We start from the raw sequence: 18,176 nt of genomic DNA on the forward strand, positions 1-18,176 counted from the left end.
CGGCCCGACGCTACCTGCGACGCCTACCGCGCACCACGTTTCCTGTGAACGAGAGCGTGTGACTCGTCGATCAGATCCTCGACGAGACCGTCGGGCACATCGCCGTCGAGCCGAATGGTGACCCAGTGACGCTTGTTCATGTGATAGCCGGGCACGATGTGCGTGTGTTCGCCGACGAGCACCTCCGCGTGCTCGGGCGCGCACTTCAGTGTCAGTCTGTCGTTGCCGTCGTCACCGGCCCCGAGCACGGCGAAAATCTTCCCGCCGGTCTTGTAGACCGATGTCTCGGGGCCGAATGGGTGGGTGAGCTCGGCGTCCGGCAGCGCGGCGCATTGCGCGTGCACGCGTCCGGACGTCGTCACGACTTGCGCCAGTGATCGAAGCGATTCTTGATGTCCGACGCGACGTCACCGATTCCGTTCCCGACGGCGTCGACGGCTCCGGTGAAACCACTGCCGAGGTCACGCAGGGTCCTGATCAGCGGGTCTTCGGACGTGTCGAAGCTCTGCTTGTAACTCTTGGCTGCAGAGCGGAACTCGTCACCGACCTTTGCCTCGTGGTCCTGCGACTTGCGCGGATACTCCCCACGAAGGACGGCCGCATATTCACCGCTGTCGACCCACTTCTTCAGCTCTGCTGCACGAAGAACCGAGAACGGGTGCGACAGCAGTTCGATGTTGAGCAGCTTCAGCACGCCATCGCGCAGGTCGCCGCTGGCCTCGTACTCGGCTGCCTGCGCGAGGAACGCGTCGATGTCGATTTCGCTGATCCGCGCGCCGCCCGCAAGTTTGAGTTGCACTCGCAACGCGGTGTGCACGTCCTGCCCGCACAGCAATCCGGCTCGGTCACCCGAAAGTTCCGATTTGCGTTGCCATTCCATGAGTCCGGCGATGATCGCGCGAAGTGCCCAGCCGCCCACCGGGATCCAGCCGATCGTTCCGGCCAGACGCATCAGGTGCATGAGAATGGTGCGGTACACAGCATGGCCGGACAGAGCGTGACCCAGTTCGTGTCCGACGACGAATCGCTGTTCCTCGTAGGTGAGGATGTCGAGCAGACCCGTCGTGACGACGATGAACGGCCGGTCCATACCGATCGTGAACGCGTTGACCGCAGGCGACTGCAGCACGAACATCTCGGGAGTCTCGGCGGCGCCGAAAATCTCGACGCAGTCGGCGCGCAGATCGTCGAGATCCTTGAACTGTCTGCTGTCGACGCGCACCGACGTCGCCAGATACATCAGTCGGTGCTGACGTTCCTGCAGTAGCCCGGACAGTGTGCGGAGAACCGTGTCGAAGCCCTTGAGCGTGCGCAATGTGACCAGCGCTGCTCGGTCGGAGGGGTGTTCCCACGCCCGAGAACTGATGTCGGGGAACTCGATGCGCGTGCGATCCGGTGCTGCCGTCAAGCCATTCTCCCAGCGTCACGGGTGTCAACGAACATAATTCGTCGTTCAAAGTATCAGTAAAGACGTCGCACGGCAGGCATGAAGCGCTGCAGGGGTAATGCTTAGGCTAACCTACATCCCGAAACCGGTCGATGAACGAAGGATTGAACGTGGCAAGTTCGACAACGCACTTACGAGCATTCGCGATCGTCATCGCGACTGCAGCGATGACAACGCTGATGACGGCCTGTTCGTCGGCAGACGCGGGCGAGGCGCAGTCCGACAGTGAGAGCAGCACTCGCGTCGTCGACCATGCTCGTGGGACGACCGAAGTACCTGCGTCGCCGCTGCGTGTCGTGACGCTCGAACCGGTCGAGCTCGACACGGCCGTCGCACTCGGGGTGATCCCGGTGGGAACCGCGGTGCTGAGCGAAACGACGGGTGTGCCCGCGTACCTCGGTGCGGAGGCTGCGGACATCACGCCGATCGGTACCGTCGCCGAACCGCGGATCGAGTCGATCGCTGCGCTGCAGCCCGACCTGATCCTGGGAACCGAAACGCGGCACGGCGAGTACTACGAGCAGCTCGCGGCGATTGCACCGACGGTGTACATGGCGTCGCAGTCCGATCCGTGGCAGGAGAACGTCCGTCTCGTCGGGCGCACGCTGGGACGCGAGGGCGAAGCCGAGGCCCTGCTCGGCGACTATGCGGAGCGGTGCGACGACATCGCAGCGAAGCACGACACGGCAGGCAAGACCGCGCAGCTCATCCGCCCGCGGAACGACCAGCTGACGCTCTACGGTCCGCTGTCGTTCGCAGGCAGCACACTCGAATGTGCGGGCTTCACGACGCCGCCGCGCCCGGAGTGGGCCGACGAGATCTCCGTCGACCTGTCGCCGGAGCTCGCCGCGCAGGCTCGGGCCGATCTGATCGTCGTCACCGCGACGAATCCGGCTGACCCAGCGGCGATTCCGTCGGCGGTCACGGAAAATGCTGCGGCACTACCCAACCCGCACGCCGTCGATCAGTCCTTCTGGATCACCGGCGTCGGGCCCAAGGGCGGACAGGCAGTGCTCGACGACATCGACCGGATACTGACCGAGCAGAACTGAACGGTCAATTCTGAACGGACAGTGCGAATCTCGCCATCGACAGCGCTTGGGTAGCGCGATCGATGACGACGTTCTGCGACAGGTCGATGTGCGACGACAACAATGCCCGGGACGCGTCGAATTTCCCTGCCAACACCGCTTCACCGATGGCGATGTGCTCGTCGATGGTGTCGACGACACTGTCGCGTGCGACATAGCCGAACATGCGGACCGGCCGGATCCGGGCGTTGACCGTCTCGAGAGCGTCGGCGAGTGCTCGGTTTCCCGCCGACCTCAGCAGTGTGACGTGGAACAGCTCGTCCTGGGTGACGAAGTCGACGTCCGGTTCGGGCGGCGTGGTGCGCAAGCGCTTCCACTGTTCGACGACCGGTCCGAGCATGTGCGGGTCGTGTGGGACCGACCCGGCGGCGACGCGCGCGATTCCTTGCATTTCCAACGTCGTTCGCAGTTCGTACAGGTCGGCGAGGTCACCGACGTGCGGGCGATAGGGGTACAGCCCGTCGTCGCCGCGCATGACGAGGCCGTCGGCCAGAAGCCGTGCGAGCGCCTCACGCACGGGTGTACGTGAGACGCCGTAGAGCTCTGCGAGTCGTTCCTCCCCGAGCCGTTCGGTTGCCGGGATCGCGCCGGAGACGAGGTCGCGTCGCAGCGAGAGATACACCTTCTCGCGAAGGTCCCTGCGTGGCATGGGCAGTCGCGATCAGATCGCCATCGCCGCACGCACGTCGGCCTCGGAGTCGCTACCACCGGTGCCGGACGACGTGATGCGGCCGGCTTCGAGGATGTAGTACTGCTGCGCCGACTCGAGTGCGAACCCGATGTGCTGCTCCACCAGGAGAACTCCGAGACCGCCGCGACGGGTGAGCTTGAGGATGGTGCGTTCGATCTCGGCGACGACGGACGGCTGAATGCCCTCGGTCGGCTCGTCGAGAATGAGCATCTTCGGCTCGGTGATGAGGGCGCGCGCGATCGCGAGCTGCTGTCGCTGCCCACCGGACAGCAGCCCTGCGCGACGGGTGAGCAGATCCTTCAGTGCCGGGAACAGGTCGAGCGCCTCGTCGATCAGGGCTTTGCCGCGCTTACGGCCGTCGGCGACGACCTGCAGGTTCTCGGCTGTGGTGAGTTGCCCGAACGACTGTTGCCCCTGGGGGACGTACGCGAGCCCGCGGGCGACGCGAGCGCTCGGCCGCAGGGCCGTGACGTCGGCCCCGTCGAACATGATCTTGCCGGAGCCGACCTTCAGCAGGCCGACCGCAGCGCGCAGAAGCGTCGTCTTGCCTGCGCCGTTGTGCCCCATGACGGCAGCGACACCGTCGGCGGGGACGGTCAGCGACGCGCCGTGGATCACTTCGCTGCGGCCGTAACCTGTTCGTACGTCGACGAGTTCAAGCATCTCCTGCCCCTTCTTCTGCGATCTGGTCGAGTTCCTCGCCCGCCGCGGCGGTGCCGAGATAGACCTCCTGGACTTTCGGATCCGCTTGGACCTCGGCGACGGTGCCCTCGGAGAGAACACGACCACCCGCGAGAACGGTGACGGAGGTGGCGAACGCGCGCATGAAATCCATGTCGTGTTCGACGACGACCACCGTGCGCTCACCGCCGATTCGCCGAAGCAGTTCGCCGGTTTCCTCGCGTTCCTCGTGACTCATGCCGGCGACGGGCTCGTCGAGCAGAAGTACATCGGCGTTCTGTACCAACAACATTCCGATCTCGAGCCACTGCTTCTGGCCGTGCGCGAGGATTCCGGCGGGCTTGTCGCGGTGCTCTTTCAGGCCGATCGTCTCCAGCGCTTGTTCGATCTCGGCGCTGACGGCCTTGCGCTTGCGCAGCATCGTCGACCATGACCGCCCGGCGCCGGCCGCGATGTCGAGGTTCTGCAGGACGGTGAGCTGCTCGAAGATGCTGGCGGTCTGGAACGTTCGTCCGACACCGAGGCGTGCGATCTGATGAACCTTCTTCCCGATCAGCTCGACGCCCGACTTCGTGACCGATCCCGTCGCCGGAACCAGCCCGGTGATGGCGTCGATCAGCGTGGTCTTGCCTGCGCCGTTCGGGCCGATGAGAAACCGCAGATCACCCTGCATCAGCGTGAGATTCACGTCGGTGTTGGCCTTGAAGCCGTCGAAGCTGACCGTCAGGCCACGCACTTCGAGGTACTGGCTCGACATGCCGGCGTTGCCGCCGAACGTCGGCTGGTGACTGTCGGTGTGGATCATTTGACCAGCTCCTTCTCTTCGACGTCGACGACGGATGCTTCGTCGGCTTTCTTGCGACGCCTCAGTGCGAACAAGCCCGCGACGCCCGCCGGGAAGAATCCGACGACGACGATGAACAACAGACCCTGCGCGTACGTCCACCCGGACGGAAACTGCTCGGACAGCGTGGTCTGTGCCCACGCGACACCGAGCGCGCCGAGGACGGGGCCGAGCAGCGTGGTGCGGCCACCGATCGCGACGCCGATGAGGAACGCGATGGACGGGACGATACCGACGTCGTTGGGGGAGACGATGCCGACGATCGGAACGAACAGTGCGCCTGCGAGACCCGCGAAGAATGCCGCGGTGACGTACGCGACGATCTTGATGTTGGCCGGGTCGTATCCGAGGAAGCGGACGCGCTCCTCCTGGTCGCGGACCGCGACGAGCAATTCCCCGTAGCGCGAGTACATCAACTGGCGGGTGATCGCGACGACTGCGAGCAGCACACCCGCCGCGATGAAGAACAGCATCTGCTTGTTGGCCGGATCATTGAGATTGAATCCGAAGAAAGTGCGGAAACGGTTGAGACCGTTCGAACCTCCGGTGCTCTGCTGCCCGATGAGGAGGATGGCGAACGCGGCGGCGAGTGCCTGGCTCAGGATCGCGAAGTACGCGCCCTTGACGCGACGCTTGAACACACCGAGTCCGAGGACGAGCGCGACCAGACCGGGAACGAAGAGGATTCCGAGGATGGTCACCAGTGGCGACTGGAACGGAACCCAGTACGACGGCAGTTCGCGGATGCCCGCGATGGACATGAAGTCCGGCACTGCGTCACCGCGAAGGTCGGCGTCGGCGATCTTCAGGTGCATCGCCATGATGTACGCGCCGAGGCCGAAGAAGACGCCCTGGCCGAGCGTCAGCATTCCGCCTCGGCCCCAGGCCAATCCGATGCCGACGGCGACGATCGCGTAACAGATGAACTTGCCGAGCAGGTTCAGTCGGAAGTCGCTGAGGACAGCGGGAGCGACGGCGAACAGGAGAATGGCGGCGACGGCGAACCCCAGCCAGGCGCCACGTTTCTGGACGAAGGTACTCACACCAAACTCCTTGTCTTGACCGCGAACAGTCCCTGGGGGCGGACCTGGAGGAAGATCACGATGAGGACGAACAGGACGACCTTGGCGATCGAGGCCGTCGTGTTGTACTCGATGAACGAGTTGACGATGCCGAGGGTGAACGCGGCGATCACCGCGCCCTTGATCTGGCCGAGGCCGCCGACGACGACCACGAGGAACGCGTCGATCAGATAGCTTTGTCCGACAGTCGAACTCGTCGATCCGATGAGAGTCAGTGCGACACCCGCGATACCGGCGAGGCCGGAGCCGATGAAGAACGTCGAGATGTCCGTCGTACGGCTGGAGATGCCCGACGTCTCCGCGAGATCGCGGTTCTGGACGACCGCGCGGATGCGTCGACCCATCGGGGTGGTCTTGAGTGCGAACGACAGTGCGACGACGCACACGACGGCGAGGACGAGAATGAAGATGCGGGTCTTCGGGACGACGGCCCCCAGGATGTCGACGCCGCCCGACAGCCAGCCGGGCGAGACGACGTTGACGGCAGGAGCACCGAAGATGTCCCGGGCGAGCTGCTGAAGAATCAATCCGACGCCGAACGTGACGAGCAGCGTGTCCAACGGACGGTGATACATGCGTCGGATCAACGTGACCTCGAGCAGAACGCCCATGGCGCCGCCGACGAGGAATCCGACGATCAACGAGATGAACAGCGACGCACCGCCGGCGGAGATGACTTGCTGTACGACGTACGCGGTGTACGAACCGGCCATGATGAACTCACCATGTGCCATGTTGATGACGCCCATCTGGCCGAACGTCAGCGACAGTCCCAGTGCGGCGAGCAAGAGGATAGAACCGATCGACAGGCCGGTGAACAGCTGCCCGACAACGACATCCATGTGTGGCTCCTTCGGGGAGGCGGCTTCGCCGCACGTGCGCGCGAATGTATAGCCCGCTACACATTCGCGCGCACGGGGGCGCAGCCGCAGTATCAGTTGAGGTCGGCGGCCCAGTCGTAGGTCTCCAGGAACGGGTCGGGCTCGATCGGAGCCGGCGACTCCCAGACGGTGTAGATCAGGCCGTCGGGGCGGATCTCACCGATGCGCGCAGTCTTCGAGATGTGGTGGTTGTCGCCGTCGATCACGACCTCGCCTTCGGGTGCGGCGAAGCTGACGCCGTCGGCTGCGTCCTGAATGTCGTTCACCGCGAACGAGTTTGCCTTCTCGACGGTGTTCTTCCACAGGTAGACCGACGTGTACGCGGCTTCCATCGGATCGGACGTCGGCTTGTCGGCGCCGTACTTGGCCTTGTAATCGGCGACGAACGTCGTGTTCTCCGGGGTGTCGACGGTCTGGTAGTAGTTCCACGCCGTCAGCTGGCCCGCGATGTTCTGTGCGCCGATGCCCGCGACCTCTTCCTCTGCGATCGACACCGAAATGACCGGCATGTCAGCGGCATTCAGTCCGGCGTTGGTGTACTCGCGGAAGAAGGCGACGTTCGAGTCGCCGTTCAACGTGTTGAACACGGCGTCGGCGTCGGCCGCGCGCACCTTGTTGACGATGGTCGAGAAGTCGGTCGAGCCGAGCGGGGTGTAGTCCTCGCCCTTGATCTCGATGCCGTTCGCCGCCGCGTACGCCTTGATCTCCCGGTTGGCGGTCTGCGGGAAAACGTAGTCGCTACCGACGAGGTAGAGCGAGGTCTTGCCCTGTTCCTTCAGGTAGTCGAGCGCGGGGATGATCTGCTGGTTCGTCGTCGCACCCGTGTAGAAGATGTTGTCCGACGCCTCCAGACCCTCGTACTGAACGGGGTAGTAGAGGAGTGCATCGTTGTCTTCGAAGACCGGCAGCATCGCCTTGCGCGACGACGACGTCCAGCCGCCGAAAACTGCTGCGACACAGTCGCTGCTGATCAGCTTCTCGGCCTTCTCGGCGAACACGGTGGGCTCGGACGCTCCGTCCTCCGACACGACCTGAATCTGCTTACCGAGCACACCGCCGGACGCGTTGATCTGCTCGACGGCCAGTGCGATCGAATCACGCACCGTCACTTCGCTGATGGCCATCGTGCCGGACAGCGAGTTCAGCGACCCGACCTTGATCGTGTCACCGGAAGTGTCGACGCAGGACTGCGCAGCGGAGCCACCGTCGCTCGACGCCGTGTCACTCGCCCGGCTGCCGCACGCGGTGAGAGTCAAGCCGACCATCGCCAGCGCGGCCGGAACGACCAGCGCCCGGGTGGCGAACTTGCTGGAAGGAAGAGCAGGCATCGCGGACGCCCTTTCGCTTGTATACGGAGTTGTATTCGCGATTGGGAACAGTAAAGGGGAAGTATTGCGCCGATATGTTGCGCGGTGACTTCTTCGTTTCGTGGATTACGTGGCTGTAAACAACCGTTCCGACGCCCGATCCGGCCCGGATTTACCCTCCTGTTGTGCGGTTTCTGCGCCCCGGACCGCACAACAGGAGGGTAAATTTCCGCCGATGACAAGTAGGGTTGACATCCTGTGACAAGTCCGCTTGACTTTTACGCATGACCACCGCATCGAGAACCAATTCGGTGCGCGACCACCGCAAGGCGGCACGGCTGACGCAGGCGGAGCTCGGAAAGGCCTGCGGCGTCAGCAGGCAGAGCATCGTCTCCGTCGAAGGCGGTGATTACGCGCCGAGTGTGTATTTGGCGCTGAAACTTGCACGGGCACTGGGAACAACCGTCGAGACCCTGTTCGATCTGGAGGAATCATGAGTGCGTTCACGAGAGCCATGCGTTTCGTCGGCGACCTCGACGACGAATTCTACGACGACGAACGCCAGCGTGATGTGTGGAACGAAGCCTCCGCCATAGGTTTTCAACTGTTCCAGTGGGCTTCGCTGATCGGCGCTGCCGTCCTACCGTGGGTTTCGGGGAGTACGGGCGCCCGGGTGTCGCTGGGGATTCTGGTGACGCTCACGGTGATCAACCTGCTCACCATCGCCTATTCGGCAGCCCGACGCGTCAATCTCTACACCGCGGCGAAGGTCAACCGTGTGCGCGGGCTCGTGGTGGCGGCGCTACTTGTGTTCGGTTACGTCTCGACGCTCGTGAAACTGCAACCGGAGACGTTCTCCGACGCCAGTTCCTGGGCAGGCGGGGTCGTCGGGGCCGTCGCCGGGGGAGGACTCGTCGGAATCGTGATCTGGCGGATGACGCGTCGAAATGCGAAGTTCGAGAACGAGGAAGTCTGAGGGCCCACCTGTACCGTCGTCGACATGACTGCGCAGCAGATCGCCGACGACGTATGGGCCTTCCTGTGGGAACCGGGGAGCTGGGGGCAGGCGAACACGGGATTGGTCGTGGACCCCGGGACCGCGGCGATGGTGGTCGACACGGTATGGGACACGCGTGAGGCTCGACGGATCGCCGACGACACGGCCTCGCTCACCGGCGCTACGCCGATCACCGAGGTCGTCAACACCCATTCCGACGGTGATCACTGGTGGGGCAACGACACCGTCCCCGTGGACGCGCGGATCACGACGAGCGCGGCGTCACTGCATGCGATGAAGGAGGAGACCCCTCCGTCTGCGGTGCATGCGTTCGCATCGCTGGGTGCTCTCACCAGTTGGATACCCGGTCCCGCAGGACACATGGGCAGCTACATGAACCGCGTGCGCGGCGGTGCACAGTTTCCTCGCAAGACGCCGCGCATGCCCGACCACACCTTCGAGGTCACCGATCGTATCGACGTCGGCGGCCGCGAGGTGCAACTCCGCTACCTCGGGCCCGCGCATACCGCGGGGGATCTGATCGTGCACGTCCCCGACGCGGGTGTCGTGTTCGCCGGTGACTTGCTCTTCGTCGGGTCGACGCCCATCCTGTGGCACGGGCCGCTCGAGAACTGGACGGCCGCGCTGGAACATCTGTTGTCGCTCGACGCTGCGGTGTACGTTCCCGGACACGGACCACTGTGCGGCGCCGCGGAAATTCAGGCCGTGCACGACTACTGGATGTGGGTGAGCGAGGCGGGTCGTGAACATTTCGACGCGGGCCTCGGTGCGACGCAGGCCGCTCGAAACATGCTGCGATCGAGCGAATTCAAGCGATTCAGCGCATGGGACTCGCCCGAACGTCTCGTGCTGAGCATGTCGACGTTGTTTCGGCTGTGGCAGGGGGAGCCGGCGGCGCCGCCGACCATCGCGCGACGAGCGAAAGCATTCGCCGACGCGGGAGCGCTTCTGCGGGAGAAACAATCACGCTGAGTCGAAGTCTGGGCAGAGACTAGAGATCGGAGAATCATCGAACGAGTGACTTCTGCGCCCACGAATGCCGCCCCGGTCTATCGGCGTTACCGGAACCCTGACCTGACCGAACTTGCGCACAGCAACGACACGCTCGACGTGCTGCTGCGCCACCACTCGGTGCGCAACTTCTCGCCGGAGCCGATCGACACCGCCACGCTCGAGACCATCGCGGCGGCAGCGCAGTCCGCGCCGACCTCGTCGAATCTGCAGGCGTGGAGTGTCGTCGCGGTCCGTGAAACGGCACGCAAATCGCGATTGGCGTCGCTGGCAGGCGATCAGGGATTCATCGCTCAGGCGCCGGTCTTCCTCGTCTTCGTCGCCGATCTCGGACGCGCTCGACGGTTGGCAGAAAGACACGACGTTCCGCTCGGGGGCGCCGATTACCTCGAAAGCACCCTGCTCGGGTTCATCGACGCCGCGCTCGCCGCGCAGAACGCCGTCGTCGCCGCGGAATCGCTCGGCTTGGGAACCGTGTACGTAGGCGCGGTGCGCAACAACCCGGAAGCGATATCCGACGAACTCGGCTTGCCGCCCGGGGCGTTTCCCGTGTTCGGTCTGGCTATCGGACGTCCCGACGGCGACTCTGCAGGCATCAAACCGCGACTGCCGTTGTCGGCGGTGCTGCATCACGACACCTACGACTCCGACGCGGCCGACGCAGGCATTGCCGTCTACGACGAACGTCTCGCAGAGTACAACCGGGAGCAGGGTCGCGAATCGCAGTGGACGACAGCAGTTCTGAGCCGCCTGCGCGACGCGTCGTCCCTGAAAGGTCGAGACAGAATTCGCGACGCGCTGGCATCCCGCGGCTGGCCGTCCCGATAGGGAGAAGTGGCACATGCGTTTTCAGATACTCGACATCGTCTTCAACCCGCCTCATCCCGTCACCGGAGAGGAAGTTCACCCGTCCGATCGACTGAACCGCGTCGTCGACATGGCCGTACTCGCCGAAGAACTGGGCTTCGACTCGTATTCGGTCGGTGAACGCCACGCCGGTGACGTCCTGTCGTCGTCGCCGACGGTCATTCTCGGCGCGATCACGCAGGCGACCTCGCGCATCCTGCTGTCGACGGGCGTCTCCGTCATCGCAGTGCTGGATCCGGTGCGACTTGCCGAGGACTACTCGACGATCGATCAGCTCAGCCGAGGCCGGCTCGAAATCGTGATCGGCAAAGGCAACGAGGCGATGCAGTACCCGTTGTTCGGCCTCGACATCGGCAAACAGTACGAATATCTCACCGAGAACTACGAACTGCTGCGTCGGCTCATTCGCGAAGAGAACGTGACGTGGACCGGACAGCATCGATATTCACTGGTCGACGCCACCACCTTGCCTCGCCCGTTCGACGGTCCGTTCCGGATCTGGCACGGGTCGGCGACGTCGGTCGAAGCGGTCGATCTGGCGGCCAAGTGGGGCGACCCGATCGTCACGGCGAATGCGTTGCAGCCCCGCGAGAACTACAAGGTTCTGATCGACCGCTACCGCGAGCAATACCGTGCACACGGGCATGACCCGGACAAAGCGTACGTCGGATCTGGTTCGGGCGGACTGTTTCTCGCGGACACGACCGAGAAGGCGATCGAAGAATTCCGGCCCATCTACGAGGGGATCGTCGCGCAACAGGACAGACGCAAGCACGACCCGAAGGCGAGAGGGAAGGTCACGAGTTTCAGGACCATCGAGGAAGCCGTCGAACGTGGTCCTGCGCTCGTGGGGTCGCCCGAGCGCGTCGCTGAGAAGATACTCGACTACCACGACAGTTACGGTCACGACTTCCAGTCGGTGTCGATCAACCACGTTCTCGACGTCGAACGGCAGAAGGATACGATGCGGCGCTTCGCCGAAGAAGTGATCCCGCTGGTCAAGGCGGAGGTGTCGACGACGCTGTGGGGACCGGAGGACAAGGATCGAGCGAAGGGATTCACTGCGGAGTGACGGCGCTCTTCCTGGCCCGAGCTGAGCGGCGAACGGCCAGGAACCCGACCACGCCCACCACTATCAGGGCGATACCCAGATAGGTCGGACCGGCTTCGGTGATCAACAGTGCCACGCCGACGATGCCGACGTATGCGGGAATCCAGTCGAACAATGCGAGCAGGGGAGGTCCTGGTTCCGACGGCTGTGCGGCGTCGGGGTACCACTCGGTGAAGGCGACGGCGAAGAGTAGGGCCCCGATCTGCAGGATCCACCCGGTCCAGAAGTTGTCCGACGTGTGCAGCACGATCACCCCGTACAGGCCTGCCAGCGCGGAGAACGCGAAAGCCAGCGCCCACGCGAGTGTGATCCGATAGTTGATCTTGCGGAAGAGCGGAGTGTCCCAGACTTCCTCCGGTGCTTGCTCTTTCGCGTACTCGATCGTGAACGGATTGCGCAGCAGAATCGAGCCGAACGCGAAAACGACGAGCGCGATGTTGGTCATCTCGCCGGACCACAGCTCCATCCAGGAGATCACTCGGTCGCTCGCGAACAGTCCGATGACGGCGATGACCGCGAAGTAGGCGACGTCGAACCACTCCATCGTCTTGACCCGGCCACCGCGTCGATCCGGGTCGTTCCGCAAGCTCCACCCCCGCCTATGCCCGAGGACGAGTAAGAGCACCGACATCCCGAGCGCGATGCTCGCGGCTTCCTCGAACCTCCCGGGCCCGACGATGAGCGACATCGCGATCCACGGGGCGAGTCCGGACAGCGGAGACTCGAGAAACGCGTCGATCGGGCTGCGTCGCGCTGCGGGGGTGGCGTCCATCATCCGATCGTCCACCGCCCGGTCGTTTCCGGGAAGGTGAGACGGTGGGTGATTTATCGAACGAGGTACGGCGAGACGGAGCTGCGGTGCTCGTCGATGTCGAGTTCTTTCCCCAACGGCGGAAAGGCTCGTTGCGGGCAGTTGGCTCGTTCGCACACCCGGCAACCGGCACCGATCGGCGTTGCGACGGCCGAGCCGTGGATGTCGAGGCCGTCGGCGTAGACGAGTCGGCTCGCATGTCGAAGCTCGCACCCGAGTCCGATCGCGAACGTTTTGCTCGGTTGTCCGTACCGAGCAGCGCGACGCTCGACGGTGCGCGCGATCCACAGATAGCTGCGGCCGTCGGGCATCTCGGCGATCTGCGTCATGATCTTTCCGGGGTACGCGAACGTTTCGTACACGTTCCACAGCGGGCACGTGCCGCCGCTCGACGAGAAGTGAAAACCCGTCGCCGATTGACGCTTCGACATGTTGCCCGCGCGATCGACCCGGACGAAGGAGAACGGGACTCCACGAACCTTGGGTCGCTGCAGCGTCGAAAGTCTGTGGCACACGGTCTCGTAACTGACCGAGAAGAAGGCCGACAGACGCTCGATGTCGTACCGAAACTCCTCGGCGACGTCGTGAAACTGGTGATAGGGCAGCACGGTCGCGGCGGCGAAGTAGTTGGCGAATCCGAGAATCGCGAGCTTCCTCGACGCCTCGCTGGTGAAGTTGCCCTCCTCGACCATCCGATCGAGCAGGTCGCCGCACTCGAGATAGGCCAGTTCGGCGGCGAACTTGAACACTCTCTGACCGCCGGACAGGTGAGGGGAGATCTCCAGCAGCCTGCTCTCGGGGTCGAACCGGTGCAGAACGTTCTCGCCGAGATCGATGCGATTGACGATCTGCACCTCGTGCACGTTCTGCAGACGTTTCGCGATCTCGTTCCCGACGTCGGCGCGGTGGAAACGAATGCGCGACGTCAATTCCTCGGCGGCAGTGTCCAATTCGTGGAGGTAGTTCTGCCGCTCGTAGAAGTAGTCACGCACTTCCTCGTGCGGCTTGCTGATCGAGCCGCTCCCGCTGCCGTCGGAGAAGCGCTCTTCGGTCGCGGCGGCCAGCTGAGCCGTCGTATTGCGGTAGCGCCGGTGCATGGTCACCATCGCCCTCGCCAGTTGAGGGTGCGACGAGACCATCTGCGCGATCTCGTGCGAATCGGCGGCGATGCCCATGTTCTGGTCGAGAGCCACCTCGCGGAGTTCGGCCACGAGTCTGGTGTCGTCCTCGGACGAGAAGAACGACGTGTCCACACCGAACACCTCGGAGATCCGAAGCAGGACGGGGACCGTCAAGGGCCTGACGTCGTGTTCGATCTGGTTGAGGTAGCTCGCCGAGATCTCGAGATGTCCGGCCAGCGCGACCTGGCTCATCTTGCGCTCCGTGCGCAGCTGTCGCAGCCGTGCACCCACGAACGTCTTGGGCATTCACCCAGGTTACGCCTGCGAAGACCGGGCTTAACAACGTTCGCGAACGTCTGGTGGGTCACGATCCGGAGTCCAACGCAGTGGACCGCTTCGGAGGGGCGTATACCGGATACATGCTCGTTTGCATGGCTAAAGAAGTTTGGGTGTCTAAGTAAGGAAGGCGAATCACATGTCCGAGAATCTTCGTGAGGTATCGCGCGACGCAGTGGTTCTGGCGGTAGGCGTCGTACTCGTGGTGTCGACGATCTGGCTTCCCGTCGAGGGCAACGCCGGAGTGTCCGGAGCCATCCTCGTACTGGGCATGGTGTCGGCCGGCACGGCATTGTGGGCGATGTCGAGTGCATCGAGATCGAGTCACTGGGCCCACCTCGCTCTCGGGGTGATGTTGGCACTGTCTCCGGTCGTGCTCACGTTCCCGTCCGGCCTGATGGTGACGGACATGTTCGCGGTCGTCGGCGGCCTTCTGATCGCGGCAATGGGAGTGCTCGGAGTCCTCGACAGTGCCCGCGGGACGTCCGTCTCGCGCATTCCCAGCACTGTGGTTGCGTCGTCGGGTACCGCTCGTGCCCGTGTTCGAGTGAGTCACTGACGTCGTTCGACCGCCCCCGCACGCCGCCTTGCTCGGACCCGAGCGAGGCGGCGTAGTCGTATGTGGCGCGGGGTCGTGTCCGGTTCGAGAGGTACGGCGCATGTGATTCCAGTCACAGTTGCTAACTGCTGGTTCGATTCAGAAGATTTTGCTCAAACCGTACGATTGTCCTGTTGGATCCGACGGACCTTTTCGTAAATTGCGTTCATGAACTGCGCTTTCTTCCTACTGGCCAGTAGGGAAGCCCTCCGAACGGGTGGGCGCGACTTCGGTTAATTCTTCGCAACGTTAGCAAGGTGTTGTGAAAAGCTAGCCAAGATTGGCACTCGTAACAGGTGGACGTGCGCTTTTGGGGTGTGCCATTGTTTTGAAGAACACCCGCAGGGCCTTGCAACGGTGTGAAGAAACATACGCACGAGCGGCCCGATCAGATCAGAAAAGACTGGAGCTGACGATGTCGACCACCGGCACCCCGAGAACCACCGAAGAGATCCAGAAGGATTGGGACACCAACCCTCGCTGGAAGGGCGTGACGCGCAACTACACCGCCGAGCAGGTTTCCAAGCTGCAGGGCTCCGTCGTCGAGGAAGCGACCCTTGCTCGTCGCGGCTCCGAAATCCTGTGGGATCTCGTGAACAACGAGGACTACATCAACTCGCTGGGCGCACTGACCGGCAACCAGGCCGTTCAGCAGGTCCGCGCAGGCCTCAAGGCCATCTACCTCTCCGGTTGGCAGGTCGCAGGCGACGCCAACCTCTCCGGCCACACGTACCCGGACCAGAGCCTCTACCCGGCCAACTCGGTCCCGCAGGTCGTGCGCCGCATCAACAACGCGCTGCTGCGCGCCGACGAGATCGCCCGTGTCGAGGGTGACACCTCCGTCGACAACTGGCTCGCACCGATCGTCGCCGACGGCGAAGCCGGTTTCGGTGGCGCCCTCAACGTCTACGAGCTGCAGAAGGCCATGATCGCGTCCGGTGTCGCCGGCTCGCACTGGGAGGACCAGCTCGCGTCGGAGAAGAAGTGCGGCCACCTCGGTGGCAAGGTGCTCATCCCGACCCAGCAGCACATCCGCACGCTGACCTCCGCCCGTCTGGCTGCCGACGTCGCCGACGTGCCGACCGTCGTCATCGCCCGCACCGACGCCGAGGCTGCAACCCTCATCACCTCCGACGTCGACGAGCGCGACCAGGAATTCCTCGACGGCACCCGCACGGCCGAGGGCTTCTTCGGCGTCAAGAACGGCATCGAGCCCTGCATCGCTCGCGCGAAGGCATACGCTCCGTACGCCGACCTCATCTGGATGGAGACCGGCGTCCCGGATCTCGAGGTCGCGAAGAAGTTCGCCGAGTCGGTTCGCTCCGAGTTCCCGGACCAGCTCCTCGCGTACAACTGCTCGCCGTCGTTCAACTGGAAGGCTCACCTGGACGACGCGACCATCGCGAAGTTCCAGAAGGAGCTCGGCGCAATGGGATTCAAGTTCCAGTTCATCACCCTCGCCGGCTTCCACTCGCTCAACTACGGCATGTTCGACCTGGCCCACGGCTACGCACGCGAGGGCATGACCGCCTTCGTCGACCTGCAGGAGCGCGAGTTCAAGGCCGCCGCGGAGCGTGGCTTCACCGCCATCAAGCACCAGCGTGAGGTCGGCGCGGGCTACTTCGACTCGATCGCCACCACGGTCGACCCGAACACCTCGACGGCTGCACTGAAGGGCTCCACCGAAGAGGGCCAGTTCCACTGATCCAGTCCGCCTCCCCGGATCTGCAGCGCACCAGTCAGGCGGTCCCAGCGTTTCGCTGCGGGCCGCCTGACTCGTACGGATCTGTTCTGGGCGTTCCCCAGCAGAGTTACCCCCTTTCTCGCCTGTAGCTGTTGCCCAGCGACGAGATACGAAGGATAGAGCTGTGACTGTTGAGCGAGTAGGCGTCGTAGGTGCCGGGCAGATGGGGGCAGGAATTGCCGAAGTCTGCGCACGTGCCCACGCCGACGTGCTGGTCTACGAGCCCACACGCGAGCTGACGACCGCAGGACGCACGCGCGTCCTGCGGTCGTTGGACCGTGGTGTCAGTAGCGGCAAGATCACCGAGCGTGAACGGCAGCAGTGCGCGTTCCGGCTGCGGTTCACGTCCGAACTCGGTGATTTCGCCGATCGCCAGCTCGTCGTGGAAGCGGTGGTCGAAGACGAGAAGATCAAAGCCGACATCTTCGCCGAGCTCGACTCGGTGGTGGCGGACCCGAACGCAGTGCTCGCGTCGAACACCTCGTCGATCCCGATCATGAAATTGGGCATCGCGACGAAAGCACCCGATCGCGTCGTCGGGATGCATTTCTTCAACCCGGTGCCGGTGCTCCCGCTCGTGGAGCTCGTCACCACTCTGAAGACGAGCGATTCCGTGGCCGAGCGAGCCGAAGGATTCGCCGCCGACATGCTCGGAAAGCAGGTCGTCCGATCCGCCGACAGGTCCGGGTTCGTCGTCAACGCGCTGTTGGTGCCTTACCTGCTCTCGGCCATTCGGATGGTCGAATCCGGTTTCGCCACCAAAGAAGACATCGACAAAGCGACCGTACTGGGGCTCGCGCACCCGATGGGGCCGTTGACTCTGGCCGATCTCGTCGGCCTCGACACCATCAAGTCCATCGCCGACTCGATGTACACGGAATTCAAGGAACCGCTCTACTCTGCCCCACCGCTTCTGCTGCGGATGGTCGAAGCCGGGTTGATGGGCAAGAAGACCGGCGCGGGTTTCTACCAGTACGAGAACGGGCGCGTGGCGCGCTGAGTCGCACCGCGTCTCCGCCGAGCGACGACGCGGCGATCGAGGGGTTCGCCGCGGCGTCGCCTACTGGTAACTGGAACCGTCGCTGCGTAAGTTCGAATCGTCGTGAATCGTTTCCAACGGCGCGATATGCGCCGACGTGCAGACAGGGGGCATCGAGGATGAGCAAGTCGACCAAGTCGGGTGGATTCCTGCCGAAGGTCGTGGGAATCGGGCTGGCTGCCACGGGTGCCGCGCACTTCGTGGTTCCGGAGGCGTTCGAAGGCATCACCAAGCTGCCGTTCCCGAAGGACACGCGCAGCTGGATCAGCCGCAACGGTGCCACCGAACTCGCCGTGGGTACCGCCATCGCGCTCCCGCAGACGCGCAAGCTGGGTCTCGTCGGGCTCGGCGCATACGTCGGGTGGCTGGGCTACAACGTGGCTCGAAACAGCTAGGTCGAGGGCCGAAGCTGTTGCGATCGACTCGTTCGGCCGGGGAATAGCCTGGTCGAGCGGGTTGGATCGTTTGCACAGGTATCGATGCGCCTGTAGCAATG

At 63.9% G+C, this 18,176-nt stretch carries 20 protein-coding genes; 10 read left to right on the plus strand and 10 right to left on the minus strand.

Going from position 1 to position 18,176, the window contains the following annotated elements:
- Positions 1-23 precede the first annotated feature (23 nt).
- Entirely contained in the window at positions 24-362 is a 339-nt protein-coding gene (locus DK926_RS01195) for an MmcQ/YjbR family DNA-binding protein (RefSeq protein WP_243636578.1), read from the minus strand.
- Positions 359-1,408, minus strand: coding sequence for a M48 family metallopeptidase (locus tag DK926_RS01200; protein ID WP_114328067.1), 1,050 nt, complete (start codon positions 1,406-1,408; stop codon positions 359-361). The genes DK926_RS01195 and DK926_RS01200 overlap by 4 nt, the downstream gene beginning before the upstream one ends.
- 218 nt (positions 1,409-1,626) lie before the next feature.
- Between DK926_RS01200 and DK926_RS01205 the strand changes: the two genes are divergently transcribed.
- Positions 1,627-2,499: an iron-siderophore ABC transporter substrate-binding protein gene (locus tag DK926_RS01205; RefSeq protein WP_243636613.1), complete on the plus strand. Its 873-nt coding sequence runs from the start codon at positions 1,627-1,629 to the stop codon at positions 2,497-2,499.
- Positions 2,500-2,503: 4 nt separating this feature from the next.
- Here the strand turns inward: DK926_RS01205 and DK926_RS01210 are convergent, their stop codons facing one another.
- From DK926_RS01210 to urtA, 6 genes are all read right to left on the minus strand, one after another.
- Entirely contained in the window at positions 2,504-3,187 is a 684-nt protein-coding gene (locus DK926_RS01210) for a GntR family transcriptional regulator (RefSeq protein WP_114328069.1), read from the minus strand.
- A gap of 12 nt (positions 3,188-3,199) precedes the next feature.
- On the minus strand, positions 3,200-3,892 hold the full coding sequence (gene urtE / locus DK926_RS01215; RefSeq protein ID WP_114328071.1) for an urea ABC transporter ATP-binding subunit UrtE: 693 nt from the start codon (positions 3,890-3,892) through the stop codon (positions 3,200-3,202).
- On the minus strand, positions 3,885-4,715 hold the full coding sequence (urtD, locus tag DK926_RS01220) for an urea ABC transporter ATP-binding protein UrtD (protein ID WP_114328073.1): 831 nt from the start codon (positions 4,713-4,715) through the stop codon (positions 3,885-3,887). The genes urtE and urtD overlap by 8 nt, the downstream gene beginning before the upstream one ends.
- Positions 4,712-5,797 carry an urea ABC transporter permease subunit UrtC gene (gene urtC / locus DK926_RS01225; RefSeq protein WP_114328075.1) on the minus strand — a complete coding sequence of 362 codons (1,086 nt, stop codon included), beginning with the start codon at positions 5,795-5,797 and terminating at the stop codon, positions 4,712-4,714. The genes urtD and urtC overlap by 4 nt, the downstream gene beginning before the upstream one ends.
- A complete protein-coding gene (urtB, locus tag DK926_RS01230; RefSeq protein ID WP_068429505.1) occupies positions 5,794-6,678 on the minus strand; it encodes an urea ABC transporter permease subunit UrtB in 885 nt (294 codons plus the stop codon). The genes urtC and urtB overlap by 4 nt, the downstream gene beginning before the upstream one ends.
- 92 nt (positions 6,679-6,770) lie before the next feature.
- Positions 6,771-8,045: an urea ABC transporter substrate-binding protein gene (urtA, locus tag DK926_RS01235; protein ID WP_114328077.1), complete on the minus strand. Its 1,275-nt coding sequence runs from the start codon at positions 8,043-8,045 to the stop codon at positions 6,771-6,773.
- Positions 8,046-8,308: 263 nt separating this feature from the next.
- Here urtA and DK926_RS01240 point away from each other — a divergent pair, with 263 nt between their 5' ends.
- From DK926_RS01240 to DK926_RS01260, 5 genes are read left to right on the plus strand one after another with little or no spacing between them, the layout of a single operon-like run.
- Positions 8,309-8,521 (plus strand): helix-turn-helix transcriptional regulator, encoded by a 213-nt coding sequence (locus tag DK926_RS01240; RefSeq protein ID WP_068429501.1) that lies wholly within the window; start codon positions 8,309-8,311, stop codon positions 8,519-8,521.
- Positions 8,518-9,000 carry a DUF2029 domain-containing protein gene (locus DK926_RS01245; RefSeq protein ID WP_114328079.1) on the plus strand — a complete coding sequence of 161 codons (483 nt, stop codon included), beginning with the start codon at positions 8,518-8,520 and terminating at the stop codon, positions 8,998-9,000. The genes DK926_RS01240 and DK926_RS01245 overlap by 4 nt, the downstream gene beginning before the upstream one ends.
- A 24-nt stretch (positions 9,001-9,024) precedes the next feature.
- On the plus strand, positions 9,025-10,014 hold the full coding sequence (locus tag DK926_RS01250) for an MBL fold metallo-hydrolase (RefSeq protein WP_114328081.1): 990 nt from the start codon (positions 9,025-9,027) through the stop codon (positions 10,012-10,014).
- 45 nt (positions 10,015-10,059) lie between these two features.
- Entirely contained in the window at positions 10,060-10,881 is an 822-nt protein-coding gene (locus DK926_RS01255) for an NADPH-dependent oxidoreductase (RefSeq protein WP_114328083.1), read from the plus strand.
- A 13-nt stretch (positions 10,882-10,894) separates the two neighbouring features.
- A complete protein-coding gene (locus DK926_RS01260; protein WP_114328085.1) occupies positions 10,895-11,992 on the plus strand; it encodes an LLM class flavin-dependent oxidoreductase in 1,098 nt (365 codons plus the stop codon).
- Here the strand turns inward: DK926_RS01260 and DK926_RS01265 are convergent.
- The gene (locus DK926_RS01265) at positions 11,979-12,818 is read right to left on the minus strand and encodes a hypothetical protein (protein WP_243636579.1); all 840 of its coding nucleotides are present in this window, start codon (positions 12,816-12,818) and stop codon (positions 11,979-11,981) included. The genes DK926_RS01260 and DK926_RS01265 overlap by 14 nt on opposite strands.
- A 38-nt stretch (positions 12,819-12,856) precedes the next feature.
- The gene (gene ramB / locus DK926_RS01270) at positions 12,857-14,269 is read right to left on the minus strand and encodes an acetate metabolism transcriptional regulator RamB (protein WP_068429492.1); all 1,413 of its coding nucleotides are present in this window, start codon (positions 14,267-14,269) and stop codon (positions 12,857-12,859) included.
- Between the two features lie 169 nt (positions 14,270-14,438).
- On the opposite strand from ramB, the gene DK926_RS01275 reads away from it, so the two are divergent.
- The 4 genes from DK926_RS01275 to DK926_RS01290 all read left to right on the plus strand — a co-directional run bounded on the left by DK926_RS01275 (position 14,439) and on the right by DK926_RS01290 (position 18,075).
- Positions 14,439-14,858 carry a hypothetical protein gene (locus tag DK926_RS01275; RefSeq protein ID WP_114328087.1) on the plus strand — a complete coding sequence of 140 codons (420 nt, stop codon included), beginning with the start codon at positions 14,439-14,441 and terminating at the stop codon, positions 14,856-14,858.
- Positions 14,859-15,312: 454 nt separating this feature from the next.
- On the plus strand, positions 15,313-16,602 hold the full coding sequence (aceA, locus tag DK926_RS01280; protein WP_114328089.1) for an isocitrate lyase: 1,290 nt from the start codon (positions 15,313-15,315) through the stop codon (positions 16,600-16,602).
- A gap of 163 nt (positions 16,603-16,765) precedes the next feature.
- Complete coding sequence (locus DK926_RS01285) at positions 16,766-17,641, plus strand: 3-hydroxybutyryl-CoA dehydrogenase (protein ID WP_114328091.1); 876 nt, start codon at positions 16,766-16,768, stop codon at positions 17,639-17,641.
- Between the two features lie 158 nt (positions 17,642-17,799).
- Positions 17,800-18,075: a hypothetical protein gene (locus DK926_RS01290; protein WP_114328093.1), complete on the plus strand. Its 276-nt coding sequence runs from the start codon at positions 17,800-17,802 to the stop codon at positions 18,073-18,075.
- Positions 18,076-18,176 lie beyond the last annotated feature (101 nt).

Origin of the sequence: Rhodococcus sp. Eu-32 (assembly GCF_003336925.1) — a bacterium.
Classification (GTDB): Bacteria; Actinomycetota; Actinomycetes; order Mycobacteriales; family Mycobacteriaceae; genus Rhodococcoides; species Rhodococcoides kyotonensis_B.